13 protein-coding genes are annotated in these 15,189 nt (G+C 66.2%); 6 read left to right on the top strand and 7 right to left on the bottom strand.

Annotation, left to right across the window (positions count from 1 at the left end):
• Positions 1-28: 28 nt before the first annotated feature.
• On the bottom strand, positions 29-1,489 hold the full coding sequence (locus tag XINFAN_RS11710) for a 2-hydroxymuconic semialdehyde dehydrogenase (RefSeq protein WP_124087047.1): 1,461 nt from the start codon (positions 1,487-1,489) through the stop codon (positions 29-31).
• A gap of 231 nt (positions 1,490-1,720) precedes the next feature.
• Here XINFAN_RS11710 and XINFAN_RS11705 point away from each other — a divergent pair, with 231 nt between their 5' ends.
• From XINFAN_RS11705 to XINFAN_RS11685, 5 genes are all read left to right on the top strand, one after another.
• Positions 1,721-2,521, top strand: coding sequence for a fumarylacetoacetate hydrolase family protein (locus tag XINFAN_RS11705; RefSeq protein WP_233352195.1), 801 nt, complete (start codon positions 1,721-1,723; stop codon positions 2,519-2,521).
• A complete protein-coding gene (gene dmpH / locus XINFAN_RS11700) occupies positions 2,518-3,306 on the top strand; it encodes a 2-oxo-3-hexenedioate decarboxylase (RefSeq protein ID WP_124087046.1) in 789 nt (262 codons plus the stop codon). The genes XINFAN_RS11705 and dmpH overlap by 4 nt, the downstream gene beginning before the upstream one ends.
• Positions 3,307-3,324: 18 nt before the next feature.
• Positions 3,325-4,257, top strand: coding sequence for an acetaldehyde dehydrogenase (acetylating) (locus XINFAN_RS11695; protein ID WP_124087045.1), 933 nt, complete (start codon positions 3,325-3,327; stop codon positions 4,255-4,257).
• Complete coding sequence (gene dmpG / locus XINFAN_RS11690; RefSeq protein WP_199286412.1) at positions 4,257-5,306, top strand: 4-hydroxy-2-oxovalerate aldolase; 1,050 nt, start codon at positions 4,257-4,259, stop codon at positions 5,304-5,306. Before XINFAN_RS11695 ends, dmpG begins: the two co-directional genes overlap by 1 nt.
• A gap of 144 nt (positions 5,307-5,450) precedes the next feature.
• Complete coding sequence (locus XINFAN_RS11685) at positions 5,451-7,211, top strand: acyl-CoA dehydrogenase C-terminal domain-containing protein (RefSeq protein ID WP_124087043.1); 1,761 nt, start codon at positions 5,451-5,453, stop codon at positions 7,209-7,211.
• A 64-nt stretch (positions 7,212-7,275) separates the two neighbouring features.
• Here the strand turns inward: XINFAN_RS11685 and XINFAN_RS11680 are convergent, their stop codons facing one another.
• Complete coding sequence (locus XINFAN_RS11680) at positions 7,276-8,793, bottom strand: MFS transporter (protein ID WP_124087042.1); 1,518 nt, start codon at positions 8,791-8,793, stop codon at positions 7,276-7,278.
• A gap of 81 nt (positions 8,794-8,874) precedes the next feature.
• On the opposite strand from XINFAN_RS11680, the gene XINFAN_RS11675 reads away from it, so the two are divergent.
• On the top strand, positions 8,875-9,435 hold the full coding sequence (locus XINFAN_RS11675; protein ID WP_124087041.1) for a TetR/AcrR family transcriptional regulator: 561 nt from the start codon (positions 8,875-8,877) through the stop codon (positions 9,433-9,435).
• 63 nt (positions 9,436-9,498) lie between these two features.
• On the opposite strand, the gene XINFAN_RS11670 is transcribed toward XINFAN_RS11675, so the two are convergent.
• The 5 genes from XINFAN_RS11670 to XINFAN_RS11650 form a co-directional block, all read right to left on the bottom strand.
• Positions 9,499-9,771 (bottom strand): putative quinol monooxygenase, encoded by a 273-nt coding sequence (locus tag XINFAN_RS11670; protein ID WP_124087040.1) that lies wholly within the window; start codon positions 9,769-9,771, stop codon positions 9,499-9,501.
• A complete protein-coding gene (locus XINFAN_RS11665) occupies positions 9,768-10,700 on the bottom strand; it encodes an SDR family oxidoreductase (protein ID WP_199286411.1) in 933 nt (310 codons plus the stop codon). The genes XINFAN_RS11670 and XINFAN_RS11665 overlap by 4 nt, the downstream gene beginning before the upstream one ends.
• Positions 10,701-10,919: 219 nt before the next feature.
• Complete coding sequence (locus XINFAN_RS11660) at positions 10,920-12,329, bottom strand: serine/threonine protein kinase (protein WP_124087039.1); 1,410 nt, start codon at positions 12,327-12,329, stop codon at positions 10,920-10,922.
• Between the two features lie 19 nt (positions 12,330-12,348).
• Positions 12,349-13,089: a metallophosphoesterase family protein gene (locus tag XINFAN_RS11655; RefSeq protein ID WP_124087038.1), complete on the bottom strand. Its 741-nt coding sequence runs from the start codon at positions 13,087-13,089 to the stop codon at positions 12,349-12,351.
• A gap of 995 nt (positions 13,090-14,084) precedes the next feature.
• Positions 14,085-15,188: a BMP family ABC transporter substrate-binding protein gene (locus tag XINFAN_RS11650; protein ID WP_124087037.1), complete on the bottom strand. Its 1,104-nt coding sequence runs from the start codon at positions 15,186-15,188 to the stop codon at positions 14,085-14,087.
• Position 15,189 lies beyond the last annotated feature (1 nt).

Here is a 15,189-nt window from a genome sequence, read left to right as displayed (position 1 = left end):
ACTCCCCGGCCCGGGGAGACGCCGGAGCTCAGAGCTTGATGCACAGATTGCTGCGCTCGGTGTAGAATTCCAGCGAGTGCACGCCGCCCTCGCGCCCGATCCCTGAGGATTTCGAGCCTCCGAACGCCGTGCGCAGGTCGCGCAGAAACCAGGCATTGACCCAGATGATCCCGGCCTCCAGCCGCCGCCCCACGCGATGCGCGCGGGAGAGGTTTTCGGTCAGCACCGTGGCCGAGAGCCCGTAGCCTGTGTCATTGGCGCGGGCGATCACCTCATCCTCGGTATCGAACGGGCTGATATGGACGCAGGGGCCGAAGATTTCCTCGCGCATGATGGCGCTGTCGTCGGAGAGGCCGGTCCAGATCGTCGGCTGCACGAAAAAGCCCTTGTCGCAATCGTTGCCAAACACCGGCACGCCGCCGCCGGTCACCTCGGTCGCGCCGAGGTCGCGGGCCTTTTGATAGTAAGACAGCACCTTGTCGCGATGTTCTGCCGAGATCAGCGGCCCGAGCGTGGTGCCAGGATCGTCCGGTCCGCCGGGTTTCAGCGCCTCGGCCCCGGCCTTCAGCCGCGCGGTGAAGGCGTCAAAGATCGGGCGTTCGACATAGACCCGCTCGGTCCCGAGACAGACCTGCCCGGTATTGGCGAAGGCCGAGCGCATCACCACCTCGATCGCCTTGTCCATATCGCAATCGGCAAAGACGATGGCCGGGTTCTTGCCGCCAAGCTCGAACGATACATCGCGCAGACCGACAGCGGCCTGTTTCATGATCGCCTCACCGGTGCGGGTCTCGCCGGTGAAGGTGATGCCGTCGACCCCTTTGTGCTGGGTCAGCAATTCGCCGGCCGAGCCCGGGCCGAAGCCGTGGATGACGTTATAGACGCCCTTCGGGATGCCGACCTCATTCATCACCTCGCCCAGAAGCGTGGCGGTGGCCGGGCTTTCCTCGGAAGGCTTCACCACGACGGTATTGCCGCAGGCCAGAGCCGGGCCGACCTTCCAGGTCATCAGCAGGAACGGCGCATTCCAGGGCGAGATCACCGCGATCACCCCCTTGGGGCGGTGCAATTCCATATTCACCGCGCCGGCCCCGTCGGGCGTGTCCATGGCAAAGAACTCGCCGCCGGTATTCTTCAGCAGATTGGCGAAAATCTCGAAATTCGCGGCGCCGCGCGGGATCTCGACATGGCTGGCGAAGGCGCGGGTATGGCCGGTATCCTGCACCTCGGCCTCGACGAAATCGGCGGCGCGGCGGTTGATCGCATGGGCCAGATCCAGCAGCAGATCGGTGCGGGTCTTGACCGGCATCTGCCCCCAGGACCCGTTCAGCGCGGCGCGGGCGGCCTGCACGGCGGCGTCGACATCCTCGGCCAGCGCCTCCTGCACGGTGCCGATCACCCGGCCATCGACCGGCGAGATTTTCTGAAAGCTGCGCCCCGAACGCGCGGCGCGGAATTCCCCGTCGATGAACAGGTCAAAGCGTTTCATGGCTGGTCTCCTCTCCGAGGCCCTGCGCGATGCGGCACAGCGGTCCGTATCCGGCGGCAGATTAGCCAGGGCGCACCATGCGCTCCAATGCTTTTAGGATGGGAATGCGATACCTTTTTCGTATGATTTCTGCGGGTCATTTCATACGCTTCCGGTATCGCAAGGGGACCATCAAAGTATTGGAGCGTATTTCCGCCCTCTCCTAGTCTCACCGCAGACGGAGGAGGGTCCATGATCGAGGAAAGCCAGGTCGCAAAGCTGGGGGATGCGCTTTATGAGGCGATGGTCTCTGGCCGCCCGACGACCAAAATCAGCGAGATCGCGCCGGAAAGCACGATCACCGACGCCTATAACATCCAGTCGCGCATGCTGGCGCGGCGGATCGCGGCGGGGGATGAGATTGTCGGCCGCAAGATCGGGCTGACCAGCCGCGCGATCCAGGATGCGCTTGGCGTCTACCAGCCGGATTTCGGCCAGCTGACGCGGCAGATGCTCTATCAGAACGGCGATGCGATTGATATGGGGGCGCTGATGCAGCCCCGGGCCGAGGCAGAGCTGGCTTTCGTGCTGAAACACGATCTGCGCGGGCCGGGCGTGACGGTGACCGATGTGATCCGCGCCACCGATTACGTGACGCCCTGTTTCGAGATCGTCGATACCCGGTTTTCCGACTGGAAGATCCGCATCCAGGACACGGTGGCCGACAATGCCTCTTGCGGGGTGTTTCTGCTGGGGGAAGGCCGCGCCGATCCGCGCGATATCGACCTCAGCCTTGCCGGCCTCGTGATCGAGAAGAACGGCGCGCTGCATTCGACCGGGGTTGGCGCGGCGGTCCAGGGCTCGCCCGCCAATGCGGTGGCCTGGCTGGCGAATACGCTCGGCGCGCTCGGGATCACGCTGAAGGCGGGTGAGGTGATCCTGTCGGGCGCCCAGGCACCGCTGATCGAGGTTGTGGACGGGGACGAACTGGTCGCGACCATCGCAGGTGTCGGCACCTGCACCGCGCGTTTCAAGGGGAGGGCGCAGGTATGACACTGGACAACACCGCCATTCAGCGGCTGGCCGAACGGGTGGAGACCGCCCAGACCTATGCCACCCCGATCCGCAAGCTGACCGATGATTACCCCGGCATGACGGTGGCCGATGCCTACCGCGTGCAGACCGCTTTGCGCCGCAGCTATGAGGCGCGCGGCCAGCGGGTCGTGGGCTGGAAGGCCGGGCTGACCTCGCGGCCCAAGATGTTGCAGATGGGGGTCGACAAGCCGGGCATCGGCTTTCTGACCGATGCGATGGCGCGGCCCGAGAACTCGGTGATTTCGCTGGGCGACATGATCCATCCGCGCGCCGAATGCGAGATCGCGTTTGTCATGGGGGCGGAACTGTCCGGCCAGGTCAGCCGCGATCAGGTGCTGGCGGCGACCGATTACATCCAGCCCTCGGTCGAGATCATCGACAGCCGTTTCACCGGGTTCAAATTCGATCTGGAAAGCGTGCTGGCCGATAACAGCTCTTCCGCGCGGTTTATCGCGGGCGGGCGGCCGCGTCGCCCGGGCAGCATTGATCTGCGCACCATCGGCACCGTGATGGAGCTGAATGGCGAGATCGTCGCCCTTGGCGCCTCGGCCGAGGTGCTGGGCCATCCGGCCGATGCGGTGGCGATGCTGGTGGGTGTGTTGCATGAGATGGGCGAGGTGCTGCCCGCCGGCAGTTTCGTGATGAGCGGCGCGATCACGGCGGCGGTGCCGGTGAAATCCGGCGACAGCCTGATCGCGCGGTTTCTGGATATGGGCTCGGTTTCGGTCCGTTTCGGCGACTGACGGGCAAGGGGGGGAAGAATGGCAAAGATCAAATGCGCCCTGATCGGGTCCGGCAATATCGGCACCGACCTGCTATACAAGCTGAAACGCTCGGATGTGCTGGAGCCGGTCTGGATGGTGGGGATCGATCCAGGCTCCGAGGGCCTCGCGCGGGCGCGGGAGATGGGGCTGAAGACCACGCATGAGGGCGTGGACGGGCTCATGCCGCATGTGCTGGCCGACGGGATCCAGATCGCCTTTGACGCGACCTCGGCCTATGTTCATGCCGAAAACAGCCGCAAACTCAATGAGCTGGGCGTGCTGATGGTCGATCTGACGCCCGCCGCCATCGGGCCGCTGTGCGTGCCGCCGGTCAACCTCGCGCAGATCGCGGCGGCGGGGGGCGTGGTCAATGTCAACATGATCTCCTGCGCCGGGCAGGCGACGATCCCGATTGTGGCGGCGGTCGGCGCGGTGCAGCCGGTCGGTTATGCCGAGATCATCGCCTCGCTCAGCTCGCTGTCGGTGGGGCCGGGCACACGCGCCAATCTCGACGAGTTCACCTATACGACCTCCAACGCGCTGGAGAAGGTGGGCGGCGCGAAACGCGGCAAGGCGCTCGCCATCATCAACCCCGCCGATCCGCCGCTGATCATGCGCAACACGATCTATTGCGAGGTCGAAGGCGCCCCCGACCGCGAGGCGATCACCGCCTCCGTGCTGCGGATGATCGAACAGGTGCAGATTTACGTCCCGGGCTACCGCCTTGTGAACGGCCCCGATTTCGACGGCAACCGCGTCGCGGTCTTCATGGAGGTCGCGGGCCTTGGCGACTACCTGCCGACCTATGCCGGCAATCTCGACATCATGACCGCCGCCGCCGCCCGCACCGCCGAGATGTTCGCGAAAGGGATCCAGGACGGCTCCATCGCCCTGCCGGGTGTGAAACAGTCTGAAGCGGAGGCCGTGTGATGGCGAAGAGCAAACTCGAAGGCCGCAAGGTCAGGCTGCATGACATGTCTTTGCGCGACGGGATGCATGCGAAACGCGAACAGATCCCGGTCGAGATGATGGTGAAGATCGCCTCGGCCCTGGATGCGGCGGGGGTGCCTTACCTGCAAGTCACCCATGGCGCGGGGCTGGGCGGCAATTCGATCCAGCATGGACGGGCGCTGGCCTCGAACGCCGAATATATCTCGGCGGTGGCGGCGGTGGTGAAACAGGCCACGATCTCGGTCCTGCTGATCCCCGGCCTTGGCACCATGCGCGAATTGCAGGAGGCCTATGACTGCGGCGCGCGCTCGGTCCATGTGGCGACGCATTGCACCGAGGCCGATACCTCGCCGCAGCATATCGCCTTCGCGCGCAAGCTGGGGATGGATACGACCGGCTTTCTGATGATGTCGCATTTGAACGACGCCAAAGGCCTGACCGAACAGGCGCTTTTGATGGAAAGCTACGGCGCCAACACGGTCTATATCACGGATTCCGCGGGATATATGCTGACCGATGACGTGACCGAAGTGATCAGCCGCCTGCGTGACGCGCTGAAGCCCGGGACGGAGATCGGCTTCCACGGCCACCACAACCTCGGCCTCGGCATCGCCAATTCCATCGCGGCCATCGCTGCCGGGGCAAGCCGGATCGATGCCTCGCTTGCCGGGCTGGGCGCGGGCGCCGGGAATGCGCCGATCGAGGTGCTGGCCGCCGTCTGCGACCGGATGGGGATCGAGACCGGCAGCAACACCTTCGCGCTGATGGATCTGGCCGAAGACGTGGTGGTGCCGTTCATGGATAGTATCGTCCGGGTCGACCGCGAGGCGCTGACGCTCGGCTATGCCGGGGTCTATTCGACCTTCCTCTTGCCCGCCCGCCGCGCGGCGGAACGCTTCGGCGTTCCCGCCCGCGACATTCTGATCGAACTCGGCCGCAAGAAGATGATCGGCGGCCAGGAAGACATGATCCAGGACACCGCCATGAGCATGGCCCGCGCGCGTGGCCTGCCGGGCACGGCTGGCTGATCACGGGCCTTCCTCCGCTGGCGCCTTCCCTGTCGGTCGCATCGCTTCCGGCAGGGTGTCGCTATGCCCGCCACAGCACTTGTGCCGTCCGCGATCCGGGCAAAGCCGGGACCGACAGACCCCTTTTTCCGGAAGAGATATCCGATGACAGCCTATGTTCCGCCCGTTGCCGACATGTCTTTTCTGCTGGGGGATGTCTTTGATTTCGATGAGAAGATGTCCGTCCTTCCTGGTTTCGGCGATATCAATACCGGGTTGGCGACCAGCATACTTGATGAGGCCGGAAAATTCTGCGCCCGTATTCTTGAACCGCTGAACCGGCCCGGCGATGAGCAGGGTTGCAGACTTGCAGACGGCGTGGTGAGCACGCCGCAGGGCTTCCCCGCCGCTTATCGGGCATTTGTCACCGCGGGCTGGGCGGGTCTTTCGGGCGCGCCCGAGTTCGGAGGCCAGGGCCTGCCCCATGTGCTTCAGTTGCTGCTGGATGAAATGCTGTCATCCGCCAATCTGTCCTTCGGACTGTTCGCGGGGCTGACCCGTGGCGCGGCCGAGACCATCTTCCACCATGCCGGCGACGCGCTGAAGCAGCAGTATCTTCCGAAGATGATCCAGGGCGAGTGGACCGGGGCCATGGCCCTGACCGAAGCCGGCGCCGGAACAGATCTCGGGCAGCTCACGACCCGGGCCGAACCATGCGGTGACGGCACCTATGCGCTGCATGGAACGAAAATCTTCATCTCTTCGGGCGATCACGATTTCGGCGGCAATATCGTGCATCTGGTGCTGGCGCGGCTGCCGGGCGCGGCGGCGGGCGTCAGGGGGATCAGCCTGTTCCTTGCGCCGAAATTCCTTGCCGATGAGGCGGGCGAGACGGGGCTTCGCAACCGGATGTCCGTTGGTGCGCTGGAACACAAGATGGGAATCCATGCCCAGCCGACCTGCGTGATGAATTACGACGGCGCGACCGCCTGGCTGATCGGCGAACCCGGCGCCGGGCTGAACGCCATGTTCACCATGATGAACGCCGAGCGTCTGTTTGTCGGGATGCAGGGCCTGGGGATCGGCGAAGCGGCCAGTCAGAAAGCCGTGGCCTATGCGCGCGAGCGGCGTCAGGGGCGGGGGGCGGATGGCAGTTTGGGGCCGGTGCCGATCATCGGCCATGCCGATGTACGCGGGATGCTGCTGACCGGGCGCGCGCTCACCGAGGCGGGCCGCGCGCTTGGCATCTGGACCGCCTTGCAGATGGATATCGCGGCCCGCCATCCCGATCCCGCAACCCGCCGCGAAGCCGGGGGCTATGTCGCCCTGCTGACGCCGGTGGTTAAAGCCGCCTGCACCGATTTCGGCTTTGAGACCGCGGTAAAGTCACAACAGGTCTTCGGCGGTCACGGCTACATCCGCGAATGGGGCATGGAGCAATATGTGCGCGATGCCCGCATCACCCAGATTTATGAAGGCACGAACGGCGTGCAGGCGATGGACCTGGTCGGCCGCAAACTGCCAATGGAGAACGGAGATCCGGCGCGTCGCTTTTTCGCGCTGATGCGCGATGATCTTGCCCCGCAGGCCGCCGAAGAGCTGGAACCGGCAAGAAGGGCTGTTGCCTCAGCCCTGACCCGCCTTGAAGATCTGACCGGGTTCGTTCTGTCGAGGGCCGGCGATCCGCGCGAAACCGGGGCCGCGGCGACGGAATATCTGCATTGCTTTGCCCTGGTCACCTATGGGTGGCTCTGGGTGCGCATGGCGGGAAAGGCGGCTCGGAACTCCTCTCCTGCGCTGGCACGGCACAAGCTGGCAATGGCTCGTTATTTCACATCCCGATTGCTCCCCCGGACTGTCGCACTGGAAAGCGCGATCCGGGCCGGCGCCGCCGATATCATGGCGGCGGACGACGCATTGCTCTGACCCCCGGGGCGGGCTTTGCACGGTTCCTCTGCGCGCTGGCGGAAGCGCTGCGCAGAGCTTTGCCTCAGTGCTGCGCGCTGGTGGTTTTCACCCTTGCCAGCAGGAAGAACACCAAGGCCGCCAGCGCGCCGATCAGCGCCGCTGCGGTCAGCAGCAGCACCGAATGGGTCGAGGAAAACGCCGCCTTGCCCGCCGCAATCACCGCCTCTCCTTCGACCGCCGCCAGATCGCGGGCGACAAGATAGCTGTCCCCGATCGAGCGGGTCGCCTGAGCCGCCTGACCGGCCGAAAGCCCTGGCGGCGCATCGAAATGCCGCCCGTAAACCACCGACATGAAGACGCCGAAGAAGGTGATGCCGAGGCCCGTGCCGAGTTCATAGCCGGTGGCCTCAAGCGAGCCCGCCGCGCCGCCCTTGCTGGCCTCGACCGAGCCCATGATGGCGATGGACGAGGCTGTCAGCCCGATGGACAGCGCCAGCCCCAGCACCGCCAGCAGCGCGGGCACCATCACCCCCGACGTGTGGAAATCGCTCAAGGCCAGCCAGGCCAGGGCGACGGACGAAACCGCCATCGAGAGGCTCGCCACCGGGCGCAGGCCGAACCGGGCCGAAAGCCAGCCCGCCACCGGCCCGCCGATCGCCGCCGCGGCCATGATCGGGATCATGAAGATCCCGGCCTGAAGCGGGGTCTTGTCCAGCACATATTGCAACTCTTGCGCCAGCGTCAGCTCGACCCCGGCCAGCGACCCGCTGGCGACCATCGCCATGATCATCCCCGCCAGAATGGCCGGATGCGAGAAGAGCGACAGATCCAGCATCGGCTCGGCCGCGCGCATCTGCTTGCGGGCGAAAATCGTCAGCAGCCCAAGCCCGAGCGCCAGCACCGCCAGCACGACGGGCAGCGATTGTCTGGCCCCGAACCCGGCCTTGATCGCGTAAACCGTCGCGATCATGCCGAAGATCAGCAAAAGCGCCTGGCCGATGGCCCAATGGCCGGGGGTGGTTTCCTCGCGCCGGGGCAGCAGGAGCCAGCAGGCGGTCACGACGACCACCATCACCGGGATATTGATCAGAAAGACCGAGCCCCACCAGAAATGCTCCAGCAGCGCGCCGCCGATCAGCGGGCCGACCGCCGCCCCCGCCGCGCCGACCGTGCCCCAGAGGCCAAGCGCCAGACCGCGTTCCTTCTCATCCTCGAAGGTGCGGCGGATGATCCCCAGCACGCAGGGCATGATCATCGAGCCGCCAAGCGCCAGCAGCATCCGCGCCGCGATCAGCACCGGCGCATTGGGCGCAAAGGCCGCAAAGGCCGAGGCCGCGCCGAAGATCACCAGCCCGGTCAGCAGGATGCGCCGGTTGCCGATCCGGTCGGCCAGCGTCCCCATCGGCACCAGCAGACCCGCCATCAGCAGCGGATAGATGTCGATTACCCACAGCACTTCGGTGCCGGAAGCGGCCAGCGCCTGGGTCAGTCTGGGCACGGCGACATGCAGGATGGTCATGTCCAGCACCACCGGCAGGAACGCCAGCATCACCGCGAGCAGCACCAGCCAGCGTTTCGGATCGGGTTGACGGGCGGGCATGAGTCACCTTGGCTTCTGCTGCCCGGCTCCATATAAATACGGTCGTATTTCTTTCAACCGAAATCTGCGAAGGTCAGGACATTGGGCAGAAAGCCGACCATCACCCGCGAGAAGCTGCTGGACCTCGCCGAAGAGCTGGTGCGCAGCGGCGGCGCGGCCGCCCTGACCATCGGCGCCCTGGCCCAGGCGGCGGGTATTACCAAAGGCGGCGTGCAGTATTCCTTTGCCTCGAAGGAAGATCTGGTGCGCAGCCTGATCGACCGCTGGACCAGTCAGTTCGATGCGCTGATGGGAGAGCCCCCTCCCGGTGATCCGGTCGCCTTCGTCCGCCGCTATATCCAGGCCACCCGCGCCTCGCAGCAGGCGATGAACGCCAGAATGGCCGGGCTTCTGGTCGGCTCGCTCAAGGATCCGGTGCATATGCAGGAGATACGGGCCTGGTATCAGGGGATGTTCAGCCGCCTCGATGGCCCCTCGCCCCGGGCGCGGGCGGCGCGTGTGGCGTTTCTGGCCGTTGAGGGGCTGTTTCTGATGCGGATCAACGGCATAGACGAGGAAGGCGCCTGGTTCGCTTTTCTGGATGACGTTGAAGCCATGCTCTCTGCACATACCGCCGGCCCCTGCCAGGAAGGCGGGGGGTGAGGCCTGCCGGCGAAGGCGCGCGACAACAGAGGAACCGCTGTTTCAGGTGATCCGCGCTCTGTCTCAGATATTCTCCCAGCGGGTGACCTCGGGCCGGCCTTCGAGCAACGGGACGATGCGGCACAGAAGGTCGTCCAGGAACGCGGTCCTGTTATGGGCGCGCTCGGCCTCGGGCGTTTGCCACAGCTCGACCGAGGTAAAGACCGCGCCCTTGCGATACCAGCCGTAGTCGAGACAGCCGGGCTCATTCCGGCTGTGTTCGGTCAACTGGTGCAAGAGCGGGATCAGCGCTTCCGGATCGCGCGCGGTGATGCGGGCTGTGACCCGCAGGCTCATACCGTCCAGTCCCAGGCTTCGCGCTGTTCGCTCTGGACGCGGTCGGCGGTTTTGGCGGGCAGGACGGTGCGGAAGGCGGGCTTTTCGGCGGTCAGCACGTCGATCATCGCCGCGATCATTTCGGCCGGATCATGCTGGTTCTTCAACTCGCGCACCGGCCAGTGCGCCATCACACGCTCGCCCTGAGCCCACCATTGGTCCTGCGATTCCATGCCGGTGTCGTTGAAGCCGGTGCGATAGGCGCCGGGGTTCACGGTGCAGACCTCGACGCCGTAGGGTTTCAGTTCCTCGCGCATCGCCAGACAAAAGCCCTCGACCGCGAATTTCGACGCGGAATAGGCGCCGTCCCAGCTGACCCCGACCAGCCCCGCGACCGAGGAGGTCCAGACGATGCGGCCCTTGCCCGCGGTGATGAACTTGCGCGCGGCGCCTTGCGCCATGGCCAGGGCGGCAAAGACATTGGTCTCGAAACTGGCGCGGACCACCGCCATCGGCAGTTCGGCCACCGGGCCGGATTCCATGATTCCGGCATTGTTGAAGAGCGTGTCGAACTCCAGCGAGAGCGCATGGCTGCGGTCGATCTCCGACAGCACATCCAGTTTGATGACGCGCAAGCTCAGCCCCTCGCGCGCGGCCTCACTGCGCAGATCGGTCACCTGCGGCCAGATATGGCAGCCCGCGATCACGTCATGGCCCGCGCGCGCAAGGCCAAGCGCCACGCCGCGGCCAAAACCCGATCCCGCGCCGGTGATAAGGATGGTTTTCGTCATGGTCTGTCCTTTCATGCCCTGCTGCCGCCGCTGCTGGCGGCAATACGGATCGCCCGGCCGGTGCCGGATGCGGCGCAGGTGGTTTGCGGCGATGCGCCCCGGCAGGCCCGGCAGGCTGGCGGCATCGGCCTGCCGTTTCGCGGCGGCGATCCGGCGCATGACCCCGCGCCCGCATCGGCTGAGCATCGCGGGTTTCGTCTCTTGCCGCAATGGCGCGTGGCGGCTGCCTGCGCGGCCCTTCGCCAACGCCAGGCGGACGGGCAGGGAGCCGTCGATCCGGCCTGCATGGATGGATAGCGGACGGCCACCGGCGGGGATGGTCAGGGACCGGAAATGGCAGGGGCGGGGGCCGCGGAAGGCCAGGGATGAAAGCGGCTTTCACCCCTCGCGCGGTTGCGGGATGCGCACGATGGTCACCGAGCAGGGGGCCTGGGCCACGACCTGGCTGGAGACCGAGCCGAGGTAGCGCCGCGCCGCCGAATTCGCGCGCGCCCCCATCACCACATGGTCGGCCATGATCCGTCCGGCGTGGTCGATCAGTTCGGCCCCCGGGTCCGGGCCTTCCAGCACGGTGAAGGTGACGCGGCCCTCGGGCAGGCCGAGCCGCTGGCCCCAGGCCTTCAGCGCCACAAGGCGCGAGATGTGGATATGGTTGCCCTCGTCGTCGGTGGCCTGGTCGAGGCCGATCCGGTGGGTGCGGATCACGTTGACGCAGGCCACACGGGCCTCGGGGCGGATGATCAGGATATCGCGCACCGCCTGGAGGACGCGCCCGGACAGAGGCTCCATCGCCGGCGACAGATCCACCGCCGCCATCAGCACCGGCGCCCGCGCGGTCTGCTCGGCGACCAGCGGCGGCGGCGCGGCGAAGCGCCTCAGGCGGCGCATCTTCCAGCGCCGGCGCTGCACGGCCCAGAATCCGTCCCGCCTCTCGCGGCTGGCGCGCGCCGTCAGTTCCACCTGGTCGGGATGCTCCAGATCGAACAGGATCTGCGCCGCCGACCGGGTGCGCACCGCCGGGTCGATTTCTGTCGCGCGCAGGACGATCTCCTGGAACCAGGGCGGCAGGTCCGGGTTCAGCGCGCGCGGCGGCTCGGGGTCGCGCCAGAGCCGTTTGCGCACCCCGCGCAGGGTCTGGGGATGGCCGAAGGGCAGTTTGCCGGTCGCCAGTTCGTAAAGCATCACCCCGAGCGCGAAAATGTCCGAGCGCAGGTCGTTTCGCTGCCGCAGGAACTGTTCGGGCGCGATATAGGGGAAGGTGCCCATCGGAATGGTGAATTCCTCGGCCAGCAGATCCGGCAACTGGTCGTGGCGGGCAAGACCGTAGTCGATGGCGACCATCTCGCCGGTCTCGCGCCACATCACATTGCCGGGCTTCAGGTCGAGATGGATCACATGCTGGCGGTGCAGCTCGTGCAGCATGGCGGCCATCCCGCGGCCCAGTTCCACCACCCGCTCGATGGGCAGTGGCGCCTCGCGGATCAGGTCCTGGAGCGGACCGCCGGGCAGTTTCTCGGTCACGAGGTAAGGCATGTCGCTGAAATCGCCGGCCGCGATCACTTTGGGCACATGCGGGCCGCTCAGGCGCGGCAGGATCATCTGCTCGGTCTCGAAGCCGACGATGGTCGGCCCGTCGTCGCCGTCGAGGATGGTGGGCACCTTCATCACCATCTTGCCGGGGTGGTCGGGGTGGGTGACCTCCCAGATGGTGGCGAAGCCGCCGCGGTGCAGCATGTCGCCGAGGGTGAAGCCGTCGATCTCCAGCCCGGTTTTCGGACGTGTCTTCATCGCCTGTCCTTTTTCGCGATCATTTTCCCGCCATCAGCCGGGTGGCCAGCGCCTCGGGCAGGCCTGCCGCGCGCAGCTTGCGCAGGGTCGTGGCGAGATCATAGGCCACCCGGCGGAAGCTGATCTCCTTGCGGTCGGTGTCGTAGAGCACATAGCCCGCCTGGGGCACGCCATCCCTCGGCTGGCCCACCGATCCCGCCACCATCAGCCAGCGCCGCGAGGTGATCAGCGGCAGGCTCGCCGCCATCGTCACCTCATGGCCGTGCACCCTTCCGGCCAGATCGCAACTGTAGAGCGCGGGAACATGGACATGGCCGCAGAAGATCGCCCGCGCCTCGCTGGTGCGGAAGCTCGCCATCGCCTGACGTTCGCCGGTGACATAGATCCAGTCGGCGGGGCTGTGGGCCGAGGCATGGACGAAGAGCGTCTCGCCGAGCGTCGCCGTCAGCGGCAGATCCGCGAGAAACCTGCGGCTCCCGGCCGAGAGGCGTGGCCGCGTCCAGTCGATGGCGGCGCGGGCGACGGGGTTCATGCTCTCGCCGGGCGTGTCGATGGCGCTGTCGTGGTTGCCTTTCACGAGGATCGCGCCGGCTCCGGCCAGTTCGCGCGCCTTGTCGGTGCACCATTCCGGGTCCGGCCCGTAGCCGACGATATCGCCGAGCAGTACGATCCGCCCGGCGCCGCGTTCCGCGCAATCTTCCAGCGCGGCGGCAAAGGCCTCGCGGTTGCCATGGATGTCGCTGAGAACGGCGATGAGCATGAGGAACTCCGGCAGCGGACAGGGTTCAGGAGTAGCAGAGGCGGGGGCGGCGCAAAATGTATATCTGGCGTGCAAGTATCTGCGGGGGTGGGGAGGATGCGCCCGGCCGTCGGTGCAGATGGCGATCCCGCGGCAGTCCGGGCAACGAACGTCTCGTGCGGCGCCTGGGGCAGAAGCGCCTTCCCGGGGTCTGAACGGATCCGCCGGTCTGGTTAACGGCCCCGGCCAGCGGCCTGCCCCATTCGGCAGGCTTACGCCGCGAGACTGGCGCGACGGTCCATACCGCGGGTGGGGCTCGTGCGTTGCTCCACGGACGGGAGGGAGCGCGCCAAAAAGCGCCCGCATCGCCCCGAAGCAGCGCCCGCCCCGGGCCGAGCACCGGCCTGTGTTACGCGGCGGGGAAAACGGCTTGGAATCAAGGCTTGCCGTGGAGAAGAGCCGCTTTTATCCCCACGGTCTGATCAGAACTCCGGCCGGGTTAACAGCCGCGCAAGCGGCCCCGGCCAGTGCCCGACCGCCCCGGAGGGCGGGCGCTCCTGCGCCAGGATCTTCTGGTTCGGCCCTTACGAGAGAACGCCCCATAAAGCGCCAGCATCGCGCCGTCCCGGCGCCCACCCGCGGTCGGGCGCTGGCCCCTGTTGCGCGCCGCAGGGGCCGGTTTGAGCCCAAAGCCGCCGGTTAGTCAGAGAGTACTTCAGGGTCAAACTCCATAGTTGCTCCCGTCAATCGCAGTCTGGCGCACTCGGCATGAGAGGTTAAGCCTTGAGATGCACCCGTGTCTCGAAAGAGATTATGTAGAGTAATCTTCACTGCATGCGCATCGGTCAATTCAATGGGATCGCCGCAAAACCAGCATGTGTTCTTCCTCACAGTGAATGCTCCTGATCGCAATAATTTGGTCAGACGACCCCCCGCTCAGTTAGCGCCAGTGACCGCTATGTCCCGCAAAGTCCCACCGAAAAAGGCCCGCCTCACCGGCGGGCCTTTCAGGGGTCTTATTGCTTCGGGATCTCGCCGGTGATGCCCTCGACGTAGAAGTTCATCCCCGCCAGGGTGCCGTCGTCGGCGGTCTCGCCCTCGGCCAGCCAGGGGGTGCCGTCCTGCTTGTTCAGCGGGCCGGTGAACGGGTGATAGGTGCCTGCGGCGATGTCGTCGCGCACCTTCTCGGCGGCGGCTTTCACCTCGGGCGGCACGGCCTCGGTGATCTCGCCGATCTCGACCTCGCCGCCGGCGATACCCTCCCAGGCCGCCGATTGCTCATAGCTGCCGTCCAGCAGCGCGCCGACGCGCTTGATGTAATAGGGCGCCCAGTTGTCGATGATCGACGAGACCCGGGGCGCCGGCTTGTAGGCCGCCATGTCCGAGGCCTGGCCGAAGCCGATCACGCCCGGGGTCTTGGCGGCCTCGGCCAGCGGCGCGGTGGAATCGGTGTGTTGCAGGATCACGTCCACGCCCTGGTCGATCAGCGCCTTCGCGGCATCGGCCTCTTTCGCCGGGTCGAACCAGGTATAGGCCCAGACCACCGAGAGCGTGACCTCGGGGTTCACCTTGCGCGCATGGAGGAACGAGGAGTTGATGCCCTGGATCACCTCGGGGATCGGATACGAGCCGATATAGCCGATCTTCCCGGATTTGGTCATATGACCGGCGATGGTGCCCATCACGGCGCGGCCCTCGTAGAAACGCGCGTCATAGGTCGAGACGTTCGGATGCTCGCGCTTGTAGCCGGTGGCGTGTTCGAATTTCACGTCGGGGAACTGGGCGGCGACGGTGTTGGTCGGGTCCATGAAGCCGAACGAGGTGGTGAAGATGATATTGCAGCCCTGAAGCGCGAACTGGGTGATCGAGCGTTCGGCATCCGCGCCTTCGGGGACCGATTCCTGCCAGGCGATCTCGACGCGGTCGCCGAATTCCTCTTTCAGCGCCAGCGCGCCCTGATGGTGCTGGAAGGTCCAGCCTCCGTCGCCGATCGGGCCGACATAGATGAAGCAGGCCTTCACCTTCTCCAGACCCGCCCCGGAGTCCTGGGCCATGGCGGCGGGGCCGAGGGCCAGCCCAAGACCGATGGCGACTGAGGCCAGCAGCGTTCTGCGTTTCATG

The organism is Pseudogemmobacter humi (genome assembly GCF_900609055.1).
GTDB classification, from domain to species: domain Bacteria; phylum Pseudomonadota; class Alphaproteobacteria; order Rhodobacterales; family Rhodobacteraceae; genus Pseudogemmobacter; species Pseudogemmobacter humi.
Note: the sequence above shows the minus strand (reverse complement) of the source record. Positions and strands in the feature narration are given on the sequence as shown.